General features: G+C 64.3%; 16 protein-coding genes and 1 pseudogene. 11 read left to right on the top strand and 6 right to left on the bottom strand.

Going from position 1 to position 19,407, the window contains the following annotated elements:
* Window positions 1-26 precede the first annotated feature (26 nt).
* Complete coding sequence (locus tag Q4610_RS09675; RefSeq protein WP_304535739.1) at window positions 27-1,400, bottom strand: M20/M25/M40 family metallo-hydrolase; 1,374 nt, start codon at window positions 1,398-1,400, stop codon at window positions 27-29.
* Between the two features lie 100 nt (window positions 1,401-1,500).
* On the opposite strand from Q4610_RS09675, the gene ettA reads away from it, so the two are divergent.
* On the top strand, window positions 1,501-3,186 hold the full coding sequence (ettA, locus tag Q4610_RS09680; protein ID WP_304535740.1) for an energy-dependent translational throttle protein EttA: 1,686 nt from the start codon (window positions 1,501-1,503) through the stop codon (window positions 3,184-3,186).
* A gap of 221 nt (window positions 3,187-3,407) precedes the next feature.
* Here the strand turns inward: ettA and Q4610_RS09685 are convergent, their stop codons facing one another.
* Both Q4610_RS09685 and Q4610_RS09690 read right to left on the bottom strand, forming a co-directional pair.
* The gene (locus Q4610_RS09685; protein WP_304535741.1) at window positions 3,408-4,226 is read right to left on the bottom strand and encodes an NYN domain-containing protein; all 819 of its coding nucleotides are present in this window, start codon (window positions 4,224-4,226) and stop codon (window positions 3,408-3,410) included.
* Window positions 4,227-4,245: 19 nt separating this feature from the next.
* The gene (locus tag Q4610_RS09690; RefSeq protein ID WP_304535742.1) at window positions 4,246-4,884 is read right to left on the bottom strand and encodes a carbonic anhydrase; all 639 of its coding nucleotides are present in this window, start codon (window positions 4,882-4,884) and stop codon (window positions 4,246-4,248) included.
* A gap of 8 nt (window positions 4,885-4,892) precedes the next feature.
* On the opposite strand from Q4610_RS09690, the gene lipA reads away from it, so the two are divergent.
* Both lipA and Q4610_RS09700 read left to right on the top strand, forming a co-directional pair.
* Window positions 4,893-5,891 carry a lipoyl synthase gene (lipA, locus tag Q4610_RS09695; protein ID WP_304535743.1) on the top strand — a complete coding sequence of 333 codons (999 nt, stop codon included), beginning with the start codon at window positions 4,893-4,895 and terminating at the stop codon, window positions 5,889-5,891.
* A 7-nt stretch (window positions 5,892-5,898) separates the two neighbouring features.
* Window positions 5,899-6,372 carry a type II toxin-antitoxin system RatA family toxin gene (locus tag Q4610_RS09700; protein WP_304535744.1) on the top strand — a complete coding sequence of 158 codons (474 nt, stop codon included), beginning with the start codon at window positions 5,899-5,901 and terminating at the stop codon, window positions 6,370-6,372.
* Here Q4610_RS09700 and Q4610_RS09705 read toward each other — a convergent pair.
* Both Q4610_RS09705 and Q4610_RS09710 read right to left on the bottom strand, forming a co-directional pair.
* Entirely contained in the window at window positions 6,321-6,836 is a 516-nt protein-coding gene (locus Q4610_RS09705; protein ID WP_304535745.1) for a CinA family protein, read from the bottom strand. The genes Q4610_RS09700 and Q4610_RS09705 overlap by 52 nt on opposite strands.
* A 4-nt stretch (window positions 6,837-6,840) precedes the next feature.
* Window positions 6,841-8,022 (bottom strand): bifunctional 2-C-methyl-D-erythritol 4-phosphate cytidylyltransferase/2-C-methyl-D-erythritol 2,4-cyclodiphosphate synthase, encoded by a 1,182-nt coding sequence (locus Q4610_RS09710; protein ID WP_304535746.1) that lies wholly within the window; start codon window positions 8,020-8,022, stop codon window positions 6,841-6,843.
* Window positions 8,023-8,120: 98 nt separating this feature from the next.
* On the opposite strand from Q4610_RS09710, the gene dusB reads away from it, so the two are divergent.
* From dusB to Q4610_RS09750, 8 genes and pseudogenes are all read left to right on the top strand, one after another.
* On the top strand, window positions 8,121-9,143 hold the full coding sequence (gene dusB / locus Q4610_RS09715; RefSeq protein ID WP_304535747.1) for a tRNA dihydrouridine synthase DusB: 1,023 nt from the start codon (window positions 8,121-8,123) through the stop codon (window positions 9,141-9,143).
* The gene (locus Q4610_RS09720) at window positions 9,140-10,249 is read left to right on the top strand and encodes a two-component system sensor histidine kinase NtrB (RefSeq protein WP_304535748.1); all 1,110 of its coding nucleotides are present in this window, start codon (window positions 9,140-9,142) and stop codon (window positions 10,247-10,249) included. The genes dusB and Q4610_RS09720 overlap by 4 nt, the downstream gene beginning before the upstream one ends.
* Entirely contained in the window at window positions 10,249-11,694 is a 1,446-nt protein-coding gene (gene ntrC / locus Q4610_RS09725; protein ID WP_304535867.1) for a nitrogen regulation protein NR(I), read from the top strand. Before Q4610_RS09720 ends, ntrC begins: the two co-directional genes overlap by 1 nt.
* A gap of 111 nt (window positions 11,695-11,805) precedes the next feature.
* Window positions 11,806-14,073 carry a sensor histidine kinase gene (locus Q4610_RS09730; RefSeq protein ID WP_304535749.1) on the top strand — a complete coding sequence of 756 codons (2,268 nt, stop codon included), beginning with the start codon at window positions 11,806-11,808 and terminating at the stop codon, window positions 14,071-14,073.
* Window positions 14,063-15,433, top strand: a complete 1,371-nt coding sequence (gene ntrX / locus Q4610_RS09735; RefSeq protein ID WP_304535750.1) for a nitrogen assimilation response regulator NtrX — start codon at window positions 14,063-14,065, stop codon at window positions 15,431-15,433. The genes Q4610_RS09730 and ntrX overlap by 11 nt, the downstream gene beginning before the upstream one ends.
* Before the next feature lie 171 nt (window positions 15,434-15,604).
* Window positions 15,605-16,093: pseudogene (hfq, locus tag Q4610_RS09740) on the top strand (RNA chaperone Hfq); the annotation flags it as partial.
* Window positions 16,094-16,196: 103 nt separating this feature from the next.
* Complete coding sequence (hflX, locus tag Q4610_RS09745) at window positions 16,197-17,513, top strand: GTPase HflX (protein WP_304535751.1); 1,317 nt, start codon at window positions 16,197-16,199, stop codon at window positions 17,511-17,513.
* A 180-nt stretch (window positions 17,514-17,693) separates the two neighbouring features.
* Window positions 17,694-18,530 carry a flagellin N-terminal helical domain-containing protein gene (locus Q4610_RS09750; protein ID WP_304535752.1) on the top strand — a complete coding sequence of 279 codons (837 nt, stop codon included), beginning with the start codon at window positions 17,694-17,696 and terminating at the stop codon, window positions 18,528-18,530.
* On the opposite strand, the gene mazG is transcribed toward Q4610_RS09750, so the two are convergent.
* Window positions 18,520-19,314 (bottom strand): nucleoside triphosphate pyrophosphohydrolase, encoded by a 795-nt coding sequence (gene mazG / locus Q4610_RS09755; protein WP_304535753.1) that lies wholly within the window; start codon window positions 19,312-19,314, stop codon window positions 18,520-18,522. The genes Q4610_RS09750 and mazG overlap by 11 nt on opposite strands.
* Window positions 19,315-19,407: the final 93 nt, after the last annotated feature.

The following is a 19,407-nucleotide window of genomic DNA, read 5'->3' on the forward strand; positions in this document are numbered from 1 at the left end:
GACAGGATGTTCTCTACTATAAAAGTTCAGTTAATGCCGAATGTTTCTGGGGCGTTGGCGACGAGGTTCAGCGTCACCGCCCATGCCGCGACATTCTGGCGCAACTGGGCCGGATCAACCTTGTCCAGCGTATCGTCGGGCGTGTGGTGCAGGTCGAAATAGCGTGTGCCATCCTGTTGCAGGTCGATCACCGGCACCCCGGCCTTCACCAGCGGGGCGATATCCGCGCCGCCGCCGGCTTCCTGTCTGCTCGCGGCCACGCCCAGCGGGGCAAGCTCCCTGGCGATGCGCGCGGCCAGCGCCTCATGCCCCGGCGGCAGTTTGAAGTCGACGCGCCAGATACGATCCGCCCCGAAATCCGATTCGATCGCCAGTGCATGCTTTTCCGTCCCATGCGCCTTGTCATAGGCGCGCGCACCGTCGCCGCCGACTTCCTCCGCGCCCGCCATCAGCACCCGGATGGTGCGCCGGGGCCGGCCCGCCTTTGCGACCTGCAACGCGGACGCCGCAGCAATGCCGCATCCCGTCGCGTCGTCGATGGCGCCGGTGCCCTGGTCCCAACTGTCGAGGTGGCAGGCGGCAATCACGACGCCCGCCGCCGGATCGCTGCCGGGGATTTCGGCGATGACATTGCCGGATGGCTGATCCTTCAGCATCTTCGATGTCAACATGAGGTGCAGTTTCACCGGCTGGCCGCGTTTCACCACGCGCACAAGCTGCTCTGCGTCCGGCACGCTGAGCGCGGCGGCCGGGATCGGCGTCACGCCGTCCGCCCACATCTGCACGCCGGTATGGGGCAGGCGATGATGATCGGTGCCGATCGACCGGATCAGGATGGCGATCGCGCCCTTCTTCGCCGCGATGCTCGGCCCCTGCCGCCGCGCCGCGCCATAATAGCCGTAGGAGGAGCCGTCCTGCGTCGCCGTCATGCCATGGTCGACAAAGACGATCCGCCCCTTGATGCTTGCTTCGGGCGCCGCTTCCAGGTCGGCGATGCCGGGGAAATAGACGATGTCGCCCTCAATGCCCTTGTCGCTGGTCGACCCGCTGTTGCCCAGCGCCGCCAGCACCAGATTTTGCGGGAAGGGGCTGATGATCCGCGCTTCATCCTTGCCGCGGACCCATACCGGCATCGTATAGGGTTCGGCCCGCACATTGCTGAACCCCAGCGCCTTGAGCTTTGCCACGGCCCAGTCGCGGGCGCGCGCTTCCTGTGGCGTGCCGGCGGGGCGGGGACCGACTTCGGTGGTCAGCCCTTCGGTGAAGGCGAAGGCCACATCATCCTTGAGCGCCGCGTCGCGTATCGCGGCGCTGTCCGCCGGGGCGGCATGGGAAGGGGCGGGGGTGAAGATGCTGCCAAGGAGGAGGGCGGCCAGCGTGCCCGATCGGATTTTCTGCATGGATCGAAGCGTAGCGGGCCATCACCCATTTGCCAATGCGTCCCGCCTCCGCTAACTCCGCGCCAAATCCTCTCAATCCCATCGTTGGAGCTGCCCGAACATGTCCGCCTCCTCGCAATATGCCTATGTCATGAAGAGCATGACCAAGACCTTCCCCGGCGCGGCCAAGCCGGTGCTGAACAACATCAACCTGCAATTCTACCGTGGGTCCAAGATCGGCATCGTCGGCCCGAACGGCGCTGGCAAATCCACGCTGATCAAGATCATGGCCGGCATCGACACCGATTTTTCCGGTGAAGCCTGGCCGGGCGAGAATATCACCGTGGGCTACCTGCCGCAGGAACCGCAGCTTGATCCCAACAAGAGCGTGCTGGAAAATGTGAAGGACGGCGCCCGCGACATTGCCGACAAGATGGATCGCTTCAACGAGATCAGCAACATCATGGGCGACCCGCCCGAAGATGTCGATTTCGACGCGCTGATGGAGGAAATGGGCACGCTCCAGGAACAGATCGACGCCGTGGATGGCTGGACGCTCGACAACCAGCTCGAAATCGCGATGGAGGCGCTGCGCTGCCCGCCGTCCGACTGGTCGGTGGAAAATCTGTCGGGCGGTGAAAAGCGCCGCATCGCGCTGACCCGCCTGCTGATCCAGAAGCCGGACATATTGCTGCTCGACGAACCGACCAACCATCTCGACGCCGAAAGCGTCACCTGGCTGGAAAATCACCTGAAGGAATATGCCGGGTCGGTGCTGATGATCACCCATGACCGCTACTTCCTCGACAATGTGGTGGGCTGGATTCTCGAACTCGATCGCGGCAAATATTTCCCTTATGAAGGCAACTACTCCACCTATCTGGAGAAGAAGGCCAAGCGTCTGGAGCAGGAGGACCGTGAGGCCACCGGCCGGCAAAAGGCGATCAATGACGAGCTGGAATGGATCAGGCAGGGACCGAAGGGCCGCCAGACCAAGTCCAAGGCGCGCATCAAGAAGTTCGAGGAACTGGTCGCGGGCCAGAACAACCGCTCGCCCGGCAAGGCGCAGATCGTCATCCAGGTGCCTGAACGCCTGGGCGGCAAGGTGATCGAATTCAAGAACATCACCAAGTCGTTCGGCGACAAGCTGCTGTTCGAGGATCTGTCCTTCCTGCTGCCGCCCGGTGGCATCGTCGGCGTGATCGGGCCGAACGGCGCGGGTAAATCGACCCTGTTCAAGCTGATCACCGGCCAGGAAAAGCCCGATTCGGGCGAGATCGACATCGGCACGACCGTCCGCCTGGGCTTTGTCGACCAGAGCCGCGACCATCTGGACGACAGCAAGAATGTCTGGGAAGAAGTGTCCGATGGCCTCGATTATGTGAAGGTCAACGGCCACGACATGTCGACGCGGGCCTATGTCGGCGCCTTCAACTTCAAGGGGCAGGACCAGCAGAAGAATGTCGGCAAGCTGTCTGGTGGTGAACGCAACCGCGTTCACATCGCCAAGATGCTGAAAAAAGGCGGCAACGTCCTGCTGCTCGACGAACCGACCAACGATCTCGATGTCGAAACGCTGGGCGCGCTGGAAGAAGCGATCGAAAATTTCGCCGGTTGCGCCGTGGTCATCAGCCATGACCGCTTCTTCCTCGATCGCCTGGCCACCCATATCCTGGCGTTCGAAGGCAACAGCCATGTCGAATGGTTCGAAGGCAATTTCGAAGCCTATGAAGAGGACAAGCGCCGCCGCCTGGGCGATGCGGCCGACCGTCCGACGGCGCTGGCCTACAAGAAATTGACCCGCTGACTGGGCAACGGGCGCAAGCGCCAGCAGTGCAGTTGCAATATTTGCAACTGCACTGCTGGCCTTCGCACTTGAGATGTTTGCGCTAACATAACAGAAGGAGCGGGCCTTTCAGGCATCCTCTCCTAAAACTTTACGGGCTGGTCCTTCATGGACCGGCCCTTTTTTTGTTGCGCCAGCCAGTGTCCGGCCATGCATGGGCCGGTGCCGCGCGACCTGTGGGATCACTTGATCCGCTTGATCCAGGTCTGGCCGCCTTCGCGCACTTCGGTGATGAAATTGGGGATGGCGGCGACCAGGTCGGACAGGCGCTTATAGCCATAGTTGCGCACGTCGAAGCTGGAGCGGTTGCCCACCCGCTGGCCGACCGGCCCCAGCGCCACGAAGCCACGCTCGTCCCGCTTCGCCTCGTCATAGGCGTCGATCAGCAGGCGCACGACTTCGGCGTCCACCGCCTTGCGTGGCGGCGGCGCCATGGGGGCGGGGGACGCGGCGGCCGGCGCGGCAGCCGCCTGCGCGGGCTGCGTCGCTTTCGCCGGCGATGCCGCGGCAGGCGCCGCCTTCTTCGCCACGACCTTCACGATCGGCACTTCGGCCGCTTTCAACGCCGCCACGTCGATGAAACGGGTGCAGGCGCGGCGGAAGCCCTCCGGCGTGCCGGCGAGGCCGAAACCATAGACCGGGATGCCATCCTGCCGCAGCCGCGTGACCAGCGGGGTGAAGTCGCTGTCGCTCGACATCAGGCCAAAGCCATCGACGCGCCCGCTGGCCAGCAGGTCCATCGCGTCGATCGTCATCTTCATGTCGGTGGCGTTCTTGCCCTTGGTCAGGTCGAACTGCTGCTGCGGCTCGATCGCCTGCGCGATCGACAGCGCCGCCCAGGTCTTGAGCGTCGCCTTGCTCCAGTTGCCATAGGCGCGGCGGATATTCACCGTGCCCAGTTCGGCCAGGACATTCATCACCGAATCGAAATGCGCCGCCGATGCATTGTCCGCATCAATCAGCAGGGCGATATTGCCCCGGCCTTCCTGTCGTGTCGCCATGCGAAAGGCCCCTTCATGCTTATGCGGGCGAGAAGGCGCCGCTTTCCTCGTCCAATATGTTCAGCACGCCATCGGTGATGGCGAAGAAGCTGCCGATCAGCTTCAACTCGCCCTTGCGCTCCTTGGACCGGACGCAGGGGAAGGTGCGCAGGTTGGCAAGGCTGACCTTGACCGCCTCCTGCTCCATCGCGCGTTCGACGGTACGGTCGCGCTGTTCGCCATATCGGCCCACCACCACGTCGCGCGCATCGTCCAGCAATTCGATCCAGTTATGGATGAAGCCGCCTTCGCCGGGCGGCGCGTCCTTCAGATCCTGACTGAGCGCCGCCTTGCAACCCCCGCATTTGCCATGGCCCATGACGACGATCTCGCCCACTTTCAGCACCTGCACGGCAAATTCCAGCGCCGCCGACACGCCATGATGGCCCGGCGCGGTTTCGAACGGCGGGACCAGCGCGGCGACATTGCGCACGACGAAAATCTGGCCGGGGCCGGTGTCGAAAATCTGTGCCGGGTCGACCCGGCTGTCGGAACAAGCGATCACCATCACCCGCGGGCTTTGCCCTTCGTTCAGTTCGTCCCAGCGTGCGCGCTGCTGGTTCCAGCCGGTTGCCCGGAAACGGTGATAGCCCTGGAGCATGTCGGAAAAATCGGTCATGGGCTGCGATGTGCCGTACAAAGAGGGGGCTGGCAAGAGCGGCTCTGCATCGCTATCTGGGGCGCATGAACGACATCAGCCCGATCCCCGTGCCCGTCAAGCCTGAGCGCGCCCGCAAGCCCGACTGGATTCGCGTCAAGGCGCCGACCAGCCCCGCCTATCATGAAACGCGCAAGCTGATGCGCGACAAGGGGCTGAATACGGTGTGCGAGGAAGCGGCCTGCCCCAATATCGGGGAGTGCTGGACCAAGAAGCATGCGACCGTCATGATCCTGGGCGATGTGTGCACCCGCGCCTGCGCCTTCTGCAACGTCAAGACCGGGATGCCGCGCAAGGTCGATGTCAACGAACCGCAGAATCTGGCGGATGCCTGCGCGCAAATGGGCTTGGAGCATATCGTCATCACCTCGGTCGACCGCGACGACCTGCCCGATGGCGGCGCGTCACAATTCGTCAAGGTGATCGAGGCGCTGCGTCGCACGACTCCGGCCACGACGATCGAAATCCTGACGCCCGACTTCCGCAACAAGCATGAGCGCGCCGTCGAGATGATCGTCGCCGCCCGGCCGGACGTTTATAATCATAATCTGGAAACAGTGCCGCGCCTTTACCCGACCATTCGCCCCGGCGCGCGCTATTATGCCTCGCTGCGGCTGCTCGAATCGGTCAAGCGGCTCGATCCGTCGATCTTCACCAAGTCGGGCATCATGCTGGGCCTGGGCGAAGAACGGCTGGAAGTGCATCAGGTGATGGACGACATGCGATCGGCCGACATCGATTTCCTGACCATGGGCCAATATCTCCAGCCCACGCCCAAACATGCCAAGGTGATCGAGTTCGTGACCCCGGCCGCCTTCACCGCCTATGCCGGCATCGCGCGGGCCAAGGGCTTCCTGCAAGTCGCGTCCAGCCCGCTGACCCGGTCGAGCTATCATGCCGGCAAGGATTTCGCGGAAATGAAGGCCGCGCGCGAGGCAAAGCTCGCCAGGGCGGCGGCAAAGGCCTGATCGCACGATGCCCAGGCATGAAGAAACGCGCCAGCTTCCCTACACCCCCCGGCAGATGTTCGATCTGGTGTCGGACGTTGCATCCTATCCGCAATTCCTGCCCTGGGTCAGCGCGATCCGGGTGCGCGCCGACAGCGAGACGGAAATGGTCGCCGACATGATCGTCGGCTTCAAGGGCGTGAAGGAAAGCTTCACCTCGCGCGTGCACAAGCATCGGCCCGATCATGTGCGGGTCGACTATCTCGATGGTCCGCTCAAGCATCTGCACAATGAATGGCGTTTCCGGGATGACGGGCAGGGGGGCGTGCTGGTCGATTTCGAGGTGGAGTTCGAATTCAAGAATCGCCTCTTCGAAATGCTGGCCGGCCAGTTTTTCGACAAGGCGCTGCGCAAGATGATCGGCGCGTTCGAAACCCGCGCGGCGGACCTTTACGCAGGCGAATCCGGCAACAGCAGTTCCAGCGCGCACAGCGCCGCCTGAAGCCGCACGCCGCCCCGGCCATTATCCTCGAAATGGCGCATGTCGGCGACGACCTTGTCGGGTGCGGCGCCCCGTTCGGCGCGGGCAAAGACGACGGTGCCGACCGGCTTCTGCTCGCTGCCGCCGCCCGGCCCTGCAATGCCGGTGATGGCGACGGCGATATGGGCATGGCTCTTCTTAAGCGCGCCCTGCGCCATCGCCCAGGCAGTGGCGATCGATACCGCCCCGAACGTGTCCAGCACATCATGCGAAACCTTCAGAAGTTCCGCCTTCATGTCGTTGGAATAGGTGATGAAACCTGCCTCGAACACTTCGGAAGAGCCAACGATTTCCGTCAGCGCCGCCGACACCAGCCCCCCGGTGCAGCTTTCCGCCACCGCCACCGTGCGTCCGGCCCGGCGGTTGGCGATGATGACCTTTTCGGCGAGTTCGACCAGTTCGGCCGGGAGGACTGTATCGGGCATGGGGTCAGGATAGCGCGGGGAGGGTGAGGGTGGCAACCGATTGTGCGGCAATCCCTTCGCGCCGCCCCGCAAAGCCCAGCCGCTCGGTCGTCGTCGCCTTCACGCTCACCCGGTCGATGGGCAACGCCAATATCTGGGCGATGCGCGCGCGCATCGCGTCGCGATGCGGGCCGATCTTGGGCGCTTCGCAGATGATGGTCAGGTCGACATGCTCGATCACACCGTCCCGCGCCGTCACCCGGTCGCGCGCATAGGCAAGGAAGCGGTCGGACGATGCGCCGCGCCATTGCGGGTCGGACGGTGGAAAATGGCTGCCAATGTCGCCCTCCGCCAACGCGCCCAGGATCGCGTCGACAATGGCATGCAGCGCCACGTCCGCATCGCTATGCCCGGCAAGGCCCCGGTCATGCGGCACCAGCACGCCACCCAGCCAAAGCGCTTCGTCGGGCGCGAGCCGATGCACGTCATAGCCCATGCCGACGCGGGTGGAGCGCGGCGTCGCCCGTTGCGCCTCTGCACGGGCAAAGTCCTGTGGATAGGTCAATTTCTCAAGCCTTTCATCGCCTTGCACCAACATGACGTCATGGCCCCAGGCCCGCAGGATCTGCGCGTCGTCGGTCGCCTCGCGCGTGGCGTCCCAGCCGCGATGCGCCGCCAGGACCGTGTCGAAGCGGAATGCCTGCGGCGTCTGCACCCGGTACAGCCCGTCCCGGTCCACGCCGGCACCCATCACATCAGCCACGCCCCGCACCAGCGTATCGGCGACGGGCAGGGTGGGGATGGCGCCCTCCGCCCCGTCCAGCGCGGCCAGCAATCGGTCGATCACCGCACCGGGCAAAAACGGCCGCGCCGCATCATGGATCAGCACGACATCGGCGCCGCCCGCCGCCGCAATCGCCTCCAGCCCGGCGCGCACCGACCCGCGCCGGCTGTCCGCCCCGGTCACGAAGGACGCCGCCCGATCGCCCAGCAAGGCCCGCGCTACTTCCGCCTGGCCGTCGCCCAGTACGACATGGATCGCGCCTATCGCTCCGTGCGCGGCCAATGCATCATGGGCATGCGCCAGCACTGCCTGGCCGGCGATCATCCTGAACTGCTTGGGCGTGTCGCCACCCGCCCGGCTCCCCTGGCCAGCGGCGACGATCAGCGCGACGATCCTGCGGTGCAATGTCATGGCGCGGCGCATAGCCGTTCGCGCGACGGACCGAAAGGGGGACCGCCTTGCCGTCCCTTCCGATTTCGGTTAAGGGCTGCCTGTTTTTTAGGCAGTTCCATATCCAGACCATGCGCACCCTTGCTCCCATCGCCATCGGCCCGATCACCATCGCCATGCCGGTCGTCCTTGCGCCCATGACGGGCGTGACCGACATGCCCTTCCGTACGCTCGTGCGCCGTTATGGCTGCGGCCTCAACGTGACGGAGATGATCGCGTCGGCGGCGATGATCCGCGAAACCCGCCAGTCGCTGCAAAAGGCCGCCTGGCATCCGCTGGAAGAGCCGGTGTCGATGCAGCTTGCCGGCTGCTCGCCCACCGAAATGGCCGAAGCGGCCAAGCTCAATGCGGATCGCGGCGCGGCGATCATCGACATCAACATGGGCTGCCCGGTCAAGAAGGTGGTCAATGGCGACGCGGGCAGCGCACTGATGCGCGACCTGCCGCTCGCCGCGTCGCTGATCAAGGCGACCGTCGAGGCGGTGGACGTGCCTGTCACCGTCAAGATGCGGATGGGCTGGGACCATGCCAGCCTCAACGCCCCCGAACTCGCCCATATCGCCGAGGATCTGGGCGCCAAGCTCATCACCGTCCACGGCCGCACCCGATGCCAGATGTACAAGGGGTCCGCCGACTGGGCCTTCGTCCGTTCGGTCAAGGAGGCGGTGAAGCTGCCGGTCATCGTCAATGGCGACATCTGCTCGATCGAGGATGCCGACACCGCGCTGGAACAGAGCGGCGCGGACGGGGTGATGATCGGTCGTGGCGCTTATGGCCGGCCCTGGCTCATCAGCCAGGTCATGGCCTGGCTGACCGACGGCACACGCCTGCCCGATCCGACCTTGGCGGAACAATATGCCGCGATCATAGAGCATTATCATGCGATGCTGGATCATTATGACAGCTATACCGGCGTCAATATGGCCCGCAAGCATATCGGCTGGTACACCAAGGGGCTGCCCGGATCGGCCGAATTCCGCCACAGCGTCAACCAGGAACCCGACGCCAGGACCGTGCTCGACATGCTCGCCCGCTTCTATGAGCCGCTGATCGCCACCGGCCTGCACCCGGCGGAACTGCGCCGGGCGGCATGAGCGGCCCGCTCACGTCCGTTCCCCCGTTACGGATGCAGCAGGATGGACCGTCGCTGGCCGAACAGATGACCGCATTGCCGGTGGCGACCCTGATCGTGAAGCCCGACAACAGTATCGCCGAAGCCAATGTCCGCGCCGAAACCCTGCTGAACATGGCCCGGTCGGCCATCGTCGGCAGCGACGTTGCCCGCACCATCCGCATCGCCGAAGCGGGCGCGCGCTTTGACATCTGGCACAGCAACAAGCCGATCGCGGCCTATGATATCAAGGTTCATGCCGGCCGCACCGCCGAAATGGAGGTCGACCTGATGATCGCGCCGATCGTGGATCATGATGGCTGGCGCGTCGTGTCGCTCCATGCGCAGAGCCAGGCGCGCAAGATCGGCCATCGCGGGTCGGCGGGCGGCGCGCGATCGGCCATGGGGGCTGCGGCGATCCTGGCGCATGAGATCAAAAATCCGCTGTCGGGCATTCGTGGTGCGGCGCAACTTCTGGAATCCAGCCAGGGCGGTCGCGATGCGGCGCTGACCCAGCTCATCTGCAACGAGGTCGACCGGATCGCCGCGCTGATCGACCGGATGCAGGATTTCACCACCGACCGGACCTTGGAATGCCGGCCCGGCAACATCTATCCGCTGATCGACCGGGCGGCCGGGATCGCCGCCGCCGGTTTTGCAAAACATATAAAAATCATAAAGCATTATGATCCGTCCTTGCCATTCGCCAACATCAATGAAGATGCGCTGGTGCAGGTGATGATCAACCTGCTCAAAAACGCCGCCGAGGCGCTGGAGCATGTCCAAAAGCCTCGCATCCGCGTCGAAACCGCTTTCCGTCATGGCGTGTCGGTGGTGGTCGGCGACGGCAAGGGCAGCGCGGTGCTGCCGATCGAAATCCTCGTCATCGACAATGGACCTGGCGTGCCCGAACATATTCTCGACCATCTCTTCAACCCCTTCATCACCGGCAAGCGTGACGGGCAGGGGCTGGGCCTTGCCCTGGTGGACAAGCTGGTCCGCGACATGAGCGGCTTCGTCCAATATTCGCGGGATGTGGAGGCGGGCGAATCCACCTTCCGCATCCTCCTGCCGATGGGCATGGCGTGATGCCGGCGACCGGCGCGATCCTGGTCGTGGACGACGATCCCGCCATCTGCGTGGTGGTGGGGGAAGCGCTGCGGCGGCAGGGGCACAGGGTCAAGACCGCCGCCTCCATCCGCGAGCGCGGCGCATTGATGGAAAGTTTCACGCCCGATGTGCTGATCACCGACGTGATGCTGCCCGATGGTGACGGGCTGGATGGCGTGGCGGATATCCTTGCGGCCCAGCCCGGCCTCAATGTCATCGTCCTATCGGCGCAGAATACGCTCAACACGGCGATCCGCGCGACCGAAAAGGGCGCGTTCGAATATCTGCCCAAGCCCTTCGACCTCAACGAACTGACCCGCGCCGTCGCCGATGCGCTGGGCACCCGGCAAAGCGCGGAGGAGCCGGAGGGCGATGTCGGCCTGCCGCATGACGGCCTGCCGCTGGTCGGCCGGTCGCCGGCGATGCAGGAAGTCTATCGCACCATCGCCCGCGTCCTGTCCAACGACCTGTCGATCCTGGTGCTGGGCGAATCGGGCACCGGCAAGGAACTGGTGGCCGAAGCGATCCACAGCCTGGGCCAGCGCCGCACCAAGCCCTTCGTCGCGATCAACATGGCCGCCATCCCGCGCGAACTGATCGAGGCGGAACTGTTCGGCTATGAAAAGGGCGCCTTCACCGGCGCCCATGCCCGCACCGCCGGCAAGTTCGAACAGGCGCAGGGCGGCACGCTGTTCCTCGATGAAATCGGCGACATGCCGATGGAGGCGCAGACCCGGCTGCTGCGGGTGCTGCAATCGGGTGAAGTCACCACGGTGGGCGGGTCGAAGCCGGTGCGGGTCAATGTCCGCATCATCGCGGCGACCAACAAGGATCTGCCCCTGCTGATCGACGATGGCCGCTTCCGCCAGGATCTTTACTACCGCCTCAACGTCGTGCCGATCGCGCTGCCCGCCCTGCGCGAACGGCGCGAGGATGTGATCCTGCTCGCCCGTCACTTCCTGGAGCGCGCCGCGCAGGAAGGGCTGCCGCGCAAGACGCTGGCCGATGACGCCGCGCAACTGCTGATGGTGTGGCACTGGCCCGGCAATGTCCGCGAATTGCAGAATATGATGCAGCGCCTGTCGGTGCTCAGCCGCGAAAATGTCATCACCGCCGACATGCTGCGGAACATGCTGCCGATCGACGCCATGCCGGCCGACTATGCCGCCCCCGCCGATCAGCTTGCGCACGCCGTACGGGACTGGGCCAGGCGTCAGGTCGGCATTGGCCTGGGCCAGCCGCAGCGCAGCCTGCATGACGACCTGCTCGCCGTGGTGGAGCCGATTTTATTGCAGGAAGTGCTCGCCAGCGTCGATGGCAATCAGATTCGCGCCGCCGGCCTGCTGGGCATCAACCGCAACACGCTGCGCAAGAAACTGACCGATTACGGCCTCGACCCGCTGCAAATGCGGGTCCAGGATTGATCCCGATCAGTCGCAAATCAGGACGAACCGACCGGCTGGATCGACCAACGACATGGGCGATAGTGAAATACTGTGTTTGAGCGGGCACGGGGTTGTTGTAACAAAGCCACTATGACTGGCTCGACGACACTCCCCCGGCGGACATCGGCATGGCGGAGACGCTTGCCGCCTTTCCTGCGCCACGGCCGTCTCGCCGCGCTGGTCGAAAGTGTCACGCTGGCCCTGTTCCTGGTCATGGCGGGGCTGACCTATCGGCTCCTGTCGGATAATGGCGGTTCCTATGCGCTGCTGACCCCGCCGATCGTCGCGCTGTTGCTGGTCGCCAATCTGGTGCCGGCGATCGCGCTGCTGGTGCTGCTGGGGCGGCGGGTGGCGAAACGGCGCGCGATCCAGTCCGCGATCGGCAGCGATGGCCAGTTGCACGTCCGGCTCGTCGCGATCTTCTCCATCGTGGCCAGCGTGCCGATGCTGCTGGTGGTGATCTTCGCGTCGCTCCTGTTCCAATATGGCGTACAATTCTGGTTTTCGGACAGCGCGCGCGGGATGCTGCAAAATGCCGGCGATCTGGCGCGCGGCTATTATGACGCCAACCTGCGCGAAGTGGGCGATGAAACCGTCACCATGGCGGGCGATCTGCGCGACTATCTCAACCAGTCGAAGGTCAACAGCCCGCGCTTTGCCGAAGGCTATATCTATCAGGTCGTGACGCGAAAGCTCAATCGGTCGGCCATCATAGAGGTGGGGAAGGATGGCATCGCCCGCACCGCCGCCACGGTCGACCCGGAAAACCGCCCCTCGTCCGAAATGCTCACCGCCGATGTGGTAAAGCGGCTGGCGGCTGGCGAAAATGTCGTGGTCCAGGCCCGGCCCAAGCAGATCGAGGCGGTGACCTTGCTCTATCCCGGCTCGAAAATCTATCTCTTCGCCACCCGCAACGCGGAAAGCTGGTCTTTCTCCAATGTCGAGCGCGCGCAGAAGGTGATCGCCGACTATGACCAGTTCGCGGCCCAGTCGCGCGCACTGCAACTGCGTTTCAACATTGCGCTGTTCGTGGGGTCGCTGCTGCTGGTGGGCATTGCCGTCTATATCGCGCTGGCGGTCGCCGACTGGATGGTCCGCCCGGTCAATGAACTGGTCACGGCGGCGCGGCGGATCACGGCGGGCGACCTGTCCGCGCGCGTCAGCAGCCCCCAGAGCCGCGACGAGATCGGCACGCTCGCTTCCGCCTTCAACCGCATGACACAGCGGCTGGAGGCGCAGACCGGCGCGCTGGTCGCCGCCAACAGCCAGCTTGACGAACGGCGCGCCTTTATCGAGGCGATCCTGTCCGGCGTCAGCGCGGGCGTGCTGTCGGTCGATCTTCAGGGCGTGATCCTGCTGCTCAATCGATCGGCCGCCGCGATCCTGGTGGAGGAGGGGGACGACCCCGTGGGCCGCCCGCTGGCCGACATATCGCCCGAACTCGCCGAACTTCTCCTGTCGCAGGAGGATGCCGGCATCGTTCAGGTGCGCGCCCATGGCGACCTGCGCACCCTGGCGGTCAAGGTCGCGCAGGACGCATCGCGCCACATCTTGACCTTTGACGATATCACGCAGCAATTGTCCGATCAGCGCCGCGCCGCCTGGTCCGATGTCGCGCGCCGCATCGCGCATGAGATCAAGAACCCGCTGACCCCGATCCAGCTTGCCGCCGAACGGCTCCAGCGCCGCTATGCCGGGGAAGTGACGAGCGACAAGGCGACCTTCACCCGCCTGACCGGCACGATCGTGCGTCAGGTCGGCGACCTGCGCCGCATCGTCGACGAATTTTCCTCCTTCGCGCGTATGCCAAAGCCGGTGTTCCGGCGTGAGGCGATTGGCGACATTGCCCGCCATGCCCTGTTCCTGCACGAAGTCGCCCATCCCGATATCCGCTTCGAATATCAGGCCGACACGCCCGACCTGGACCTGGTGTGTGACCGGCGGCAATTGGGGCAGGCATTGACGAACATTGTCAAAAATGCGGTGGAATCCATTGAACAAAAACCCATATCCGACGATGGAAACCCGCACGGCCATGTCCGCATGGCGCTGGCGCAGGAAGGGGGCGATGTCATCATCACGGTGCGCGATGACGGTATCGGCCTGCCGCCTGAGCGCGACCGGATACTGGAACCCTATATGACGACGCGGACCAAGGGGACGGGTCTGGGGCTGGCCATCGTCAAGAAGATTGTCGAGGAGCATCTGGGAGAAATCCGCTTCGACGATGCGGAAGGGGGCGGCGCGCGCGTGACCCTGCGGTTCGCCGCAGGGGCGCTGGACAAGTTGGAAGAGGGGCAGGTCATCGCCATGCCCCAGGGCAAATTGACGGGAAAAGTGACGGCCAATGGCGCTTGATATTCTGATAGTCGACGATGAAGAGGATATTCGCGATCTGGTCGCGGGTGTCCTTGAGGATGAAGGCTTCACCACCCGCACCGCCGCGAACAGCGACAGCGCGATCGACGCGCTGGATGCGCGGCGCCCCTCGCTGGTGCTGCTGGACGTGTGGCTGCAAGGCTCGCGCATGGATGGCCTTGAATTGCTGGAGGAGATCAAGCGGCGCGATCCCAGCGTGCCCGTGCTGATGATTTCGGGCCATGGCAATATCGACACCGCCGTCGCCGCGATCCGCAAGGGCGCGGCCGACTTCATCGAAAAGCCGTTCGAGGCGGACCGCCTGCTCCACCTCGTATCCCGTGCGACCGAAACGGAGCGGCTGCGGCGCGAAAATCAGGTGCTGCGCGCCCGTTTTGGCCAGGATGACGAACTGACCGGCACCTCCGCCTCGATCAACGGCGTGCGCGCCACGATCAAGAAGGTTGCCGGCACCGGCAGCCGCGTCCTCATTTCAGGGCCGGCGGGCGTTGGCAAGGAAGTCGCCGCACGGATGCTCCATAGCTGGAGCGGCCGCGCCGATTCCCCCTTCATCATCGTTGCCGCCGCACGCATGGACCCGGACCGGGTCGAGGACGAATTGTTCGGGGTGGAGGACCCCAGCGGCCTCGTCCGCCCAGGCTTTCTGGAACAGGCGCATGGCGGCACCCTCTATATCGATGAAATCGCCGACATGCCGATCACGACGCAGGGCAAGATATTGCGCGTCCTGACCGACCAGAGCTTCACCCGCGTCGGCGGCCAGCGCCAGGTCAAGGTCGATGTCCGCGTCATATCCTCGACCGCGCGCAACCTGACGCACGAGATCGAGGAGCGCCGCTTCCGCGAAGACCTCTTCTACCGGCTCAATGTCGTGCCGCTTGCCATCCCGCCGCTGTCGGAACGGCGGGACGATATTCCGCCGCTGGTCGAACATTATCTCGCCCGTTTCGCCGCCGACCGCCGCGTGCCGCCGCCGGAAATCGCCAGTGACGCCATGGCAGCGCTTCAGGCCAATGAATGGCCCGGCAATGTCCGCCAGTTGCGCAACGTCATCGAACGCACGATGATCCTGGCGCCGGGCGACCGGATCGGCCGGATCGAACTGGACATGCTGCCATCGGAACTGACCAATGGCGGCGGCGGGGAGGGGATGGGCCAGTCCGCCATCATGGGCGCCCCGTTGCGGGAAGCGCGCGAAAGTTTCGAGCGGGAATATCTGCGTATCCAGATCCGCCGTTTTTCGGGCAATATCTCGCGCACGGCGACCTTCATCGGGATGGAGCGATCGGCGCTGCACCGCAAGTTGAAGCTGCTCGGCATCACCGAAGGCAAGGATTGAAGCCTGCTTTGACAAAGCCTTGCGGCATCTTGTCAAAATCTTTCTCGGCCATGGACGCCCCTTCGCAATTGCGATAGAACTTGTCTGCTTCCCGATAGGCGGGAACAGGCAAGACACCCTGCTTAAGGGTGCGAGAGCGGGTAACGTCCCGCCAAAAATAGTGGACAGGCACAGACCATGGCCGATAAAGTGAACAATCTTCAGGACATTTTCCTGAACAGCCTGCGCAAGAGCAAGACCCCTGTGACCATGTTCCTGGTCAAGGGCGTGAAGCTGCAAGGCATCATTACCTGGTTCGACAATTTTTCCGTTCTGCTGCGCCGCGATGGCCAGTCGCAATTGGTGTACAAGCACGCCATTTCCACGGTGATGCCGGCCCAGTCGATGGACCTGACCGACCTGCGCAAGGCCAGCGACGGCATCAACAAGTCGAAACTGTTGCAGGAAATCTTCCTCTCCGCCGTCCGCAAATCGGGCAGCCCGGTGACGATGTTCCTCGTGAACGGGGTGATGCTTCAGGGCGAAATCGCCGCTTTCGACCTGTTCTGCATGTTGCTGGAACGCGACGGCATGGTCCAGCTCGTCTATAAGCACGCCATCTCGACGGTTCAGCCGCTCCACACGCTCGACCTGAGCGGCGAGAATGAACAGGACGACTGATCCCGCTTTTCCCGCCCTCCGTTCGCCCTCGGCCCGCTTAGGCGCGCGCGAACGGAGGCGTGGAATGAGTGGACCTATTATCTTCCTGGTGCTTTAAGCCGCCATGGCCATATTCAACCGCGACTCCGATGATGAAGTGGCGCGTGGCGCGCGCGCCGTCGTCGTCCATGCCGAAACCCACAATGCCGACCGCCGCGACAGTGACGCCCGGCTGGAGGAAGCCCGCGGCCTGGCGCTTGCCATCGGCATAGACGTGCGCGCCGCCCAGGCGTTTCGCGTCCGCGACCGCAAGCCCGCCACCCTGTTCGGCAGCGGCCAGGTCGATCAGATCGCGACCCTCGCCCGGCAGGAAGAGGCCGACCTCATCATCGTCGACAACAGCCTGTCGCCGGTGCAGCAGAGCAATCTGGAAAAGGCGTGCGAGGCCAAGGTCATCGACCGCACCGGCCTGATCCTCGAAATCTTCGGCGAACGGGCCGCCACCAATGAAGGCCGACTCCAGGTGGAACTGGCCCATCTCGACTATCAGGCCGGTCGCCTCGTGCGCAGTTGGACCCACCTTGAACGGCAGCGTGGCGGCTTCGGCTTCCTTGGCGGCCCCGGTGAAACCCAGATCGAGGCGGACCGTCGCATGATCCGCGATCGCATGGCGAAAATCCGCAAGGAACTGGATCAGGTGACGCGCACCCGCGGCCTGCACCGCGCCCGGCGGCAACGCGCGCCCTGGCCGGTGATCGCGCTGGTGGGCTATACCAATGCCGGCAAATCGACCCTGTTCAACCGGATGACCGGCGCCGACGTGATGGCGGAGGATCTGCTCTTCGCCACGCTCGACCCCACCATGCGCCAGATCGCGCTGCCTGGCCTCGACAAGGCGATCCTGTCCGACACGGTCGGCTTCGTGTCCGATCTGCCGACCCAGCTTATCGCCGCCTTCCGCGCCACGCTGGAGGAGGTGCTGTCCGCCGACCTCATCGTCCATGTCCGCGACATTGCTCATCCCGACAGCGACGCGCAGCGCGACGATGTGCTCGACGTGCTGGGCGAACTGGATGTCGTGGGTGAAAATGCGGGCGAGGACGCGCCGCCGATCCTGGAAGCCTGGAACAAGCTCGACCTGCTCGGCGAAGAGGACGCCATGCTCGCCCGCGAACAGGCGGCGCGTCGCGATGATGTCGTGATCCTGTCGGCGCTGACGGGGGAGGGTGTCGATACCCTCCAGCGCACGATCAGCGACCGGATGACGCGCGGCGCCAAAGTCTATGGCCTGCGCATCCCGATCGCCGATGGCGCGACCCTCGCCTGGCTGCACGAACATGGCGAAGTGCTCTCCACCACCGTAGAGGGCGAGGAAACCCGCGCCGAAGTACGCCTGTCCGACGCTGCCTTCGCCCGTTTCGGCAAGCGCGGCAGGGACTGATTGCTGGCTTCCGGCAGGGAATTTCCCGCATTTTTCCACGCATTATCGAATATGCTTTCCGCCGCGCTAACCTTTTTCTTCCACCATCCTAAAGCCGCCGTCCTTCCGGCCGTCCTTGGGACATGTCAGGCGGGGCATTAACCATTCCCGGCCTTTGGGGACTGAAGGAAAGGGACGTATATGACTGTCGTGGGGACCAATTCGACTGCGCTGCGCACCGCCAATGCATCGACGGCGGCCGGGATGATGCTCAGCAGCGCCATGGAGCGCCTGTCCACGGGCAAGCGCATCAACAGCGCCAAGGATGATGCGGCGGGGCTGGGCATCGCGACGATGATGACCGCGCAGATCCGTGGCATCACCCAGGGCATCCGCAACGCCAATGATGGCCTGTCGCTGGCGCAGACCGCCGACGGCGCGCTGGGCGAAGTGTCCAACATGCTTCAGCGGATGCGCGAACTGACGGTGCAGGCGCTCAACGACACCAACGACACCAATGCCCGTGGCGCGATCAAGACCGAAATGGATCAGCTCGCGGTGCAGATCAGCGACACGCTGACCAACAGCAGTTTCAATGGCACCAAATTGTTCGACGGGTCCGTTCCCACGGTCACGATCCAGGCTGGCGCCAATGCGAATGATCAATTGTCGATCGCACTGGGCGACATGCTGGGCGACGCCACGATCACGGCGGTCGCAACCGGCGCGGGGTCGACCGTCGATGTCACCGCAGTCGGCTTCACCAGCGCGGCGCTCACCGCCTTTGACGACGCGCTCAGCACCATTTCCAGCACGCGCGCCGAAATGGGCGCGATGCAGAACCGGCTGGAATCGGTGGTCAACAATCTGTCGACCCAGATGCTGAGCCTGACGGACTCGCGCAGCCGGATCGAGGATGCCGATTTCTCGCACGAAACCACGATGCTGGCAAAGGCGCAGATCATCAGCCAGGCGTCGACCGCGATGCTGGCGCAGGCGAACCAGAGCCAGCAGGGCATCATGAAGCTTATTTCCTAAGCGGCTCGGTGGACTTGACCTGACGCCACAGCTTTTCCTTGGCGTCGAGCGGCAGGCTGGCGAAGCGATCGCCGGCCTGTTGCTCCATTGCCCGGAACCGCCGGTCGAACTTGGCATTGGCCTTGCGCAGGGCGACTTCGGGATCGACCTTCAGATGTCGGGCCAGGTTGACCACGGCAAACAGCAGGTCGCCAATCTCTTCCTCGCGCGCATCCTGGCTTTCGGCCTCGCGCACCTCGTCCAGTTCCTCGGCGATCTTGTCGATCACGCCGACGGTATCGGGCCAGTCGAAGCCGGTGCGCGCGGCCCGCTTCTGCAACTTTTCCGCACGCAACAGCGCGGGCAGGGCGATCGCCACACCCGCCAGGGCGCTTGGATCGGGGTCTTTCTCGGCCCGTTCTGCCGCCTTGATGACCTCCCACTGGGCATGGCCGTCCTCGCGCACGCCATCGCCAAGGACAGGATCGCCAAAGACATGGGGATGCCGCCGGATCATTTTTTCGGTGATCGCGTCCACCACGTCCTGCAAGGCGAAATGCCCGGCCTGTTCGGCGATGCGGCTGTGGAACGCCACCTGCAACAACAGGTCGCCCAGTTCGTCGCGCAGCGCCGCCATGTCCTGGCGTTCGATCGCATCGGCGACCTCATAGGCTTCCTCGATCGTATAGGGGGCGATCGACGCGAAATCCTGTTCTATGTCCCAGGGGCAACCCGTATCAGGATCGCGCAGCCGCGCCATCACATGGGCAAGCGGCATGATATCGGCGGGGCTGGCATTGGACATGGACGAACTCGTGCCGGAATGAAGGAGTGGCCAAAGCGATAGGGGCTTCCCGCCGGCCTGACCAGAGGCATCAACGCAAGTGCGATAATAAGG

Origin of the sequence: Sphingobium cyanobacteriorum (assembly GCF_030580935.1) — a bacterium.
GTDB lineage: Bacteria > Pseudomonadota > Alphaproteobacteria > Sphingomonadales > Sphingomonadaceae > Sphingobium > Sphingobium cyanobacteriorum.

Excerpts from the sequence above, each read along its gene's own strand:
- Q4610_RS09675 (WP_304535739.1), bottom strand. The coding sequence starts at position 1,400 with ATGCAGAAAATCCGATCGGGCACGCTGGCCGCCCTCCTCCTTGGCAGC.
- ettA (WP_304535740.1), top strand. The coding sequence starts at position 1,501 with ATGTCCGCCTCCTCGCAATATGCCTATGTCATGAAGAGCATGACCAAG.
- Q4610_RS09685 (WP_304535741.1), bottom strand. The coding sequence starts at position 4,226 with ATGGCGACACGACAGGAAGGCCGGGGCAATATCGCCCTGCTGATTGAT.
- Q4610_RS09690 (WP_304535742.1), bottom strand. The coding sequence starts at position 4,884 with ATGACCGATTTTTCCGACATGCTCCAGGGCTATCACCGTTTCCGGGCA.
- lipA (WP_304535743.1), top strand. The coding sequence starts at position 4,893 with ATGTGCCGTACAAAGAGGGGGCTGGCAAGAGCGGCTCTGCATCGCTAT.
- Q4610_RS09700 (WP_304535744.1), top strand. The coding sequence starts at position 5,899 with ATGCCCAGGCATGAAGAAACGCGCCAGCTTCCCTACACCCCCCGGCAG.
- Q4610_RS09705 (WP_304535745.1), bottom strand. The coding sequence starts at position 6,836 with ATGCCCGATACAGTCCTCCCGGCCGAACTGGTCGAACTCGCCGAAAAG.
- Q4610_RS09710 (WP_304535746.1), bottom strand. The coding sequence starts at position 8,022 with ATGCGCCGCGCCATGACATTGCACCGCAGGATCGTCGCGCTGATCGTC.
- dusB (WP_304535747.1), top strand. The coding sequence starts at position 8,121 with ATGCGCACCCTTGCTCCCATCGCCATCGGCCCGATCACCATCGCCATG.
- Q4610_RS09720 (WP_304535748.1), top strand. The coding sequence starts at position 9,140 with ATGAGCGGCCCGCTCACGTCCGTTCCCCCGTTACGGATGCAGCAGGAT.
- ntrC (WP_304535867.1), top strand. The coding sequence starts at position 10,249 with ATGCCGGCGACCGGCGCGATCCTGGTCGTGGACGACGATCCCGCCATC.
- Q4610_RS09730 (WP_304535749.1), top strand. The coding sequence starts at position 11,806 with ATGACTGGCTCGACGACACTCCCCCGGCGGACATCGGCATGGCGGAGA.
- ntrX (WP_304535750.1), top strand. The coding sequence starts at position 14,063 with ATGGCGCTTGATATTCTGATAGTCGACGATGAAGAGGATATTCGCGAT.
- hflX (WP_304535751.1), top strand. The coding sequence starts at position 16,197 with ATGGCCATATTCAACCGCGACTCCGATGATGAAGTGGCGCGTGGCGCG.
- Q4610_RS09750 (WP_304535752.1), top strand. The coding sequence starts at position 17,694 with ATGACTGTCGTGGGGACCAATTCGACTGCGCTGCGCACCGCCAATGCA.
- mazG (WP_304535753.1), bottom strand. The coding sequence starts at position 19,314 with ATGTCCAATGCCAGCCCCGCCGATATCATGCCGCTTGCCCATGTGATG.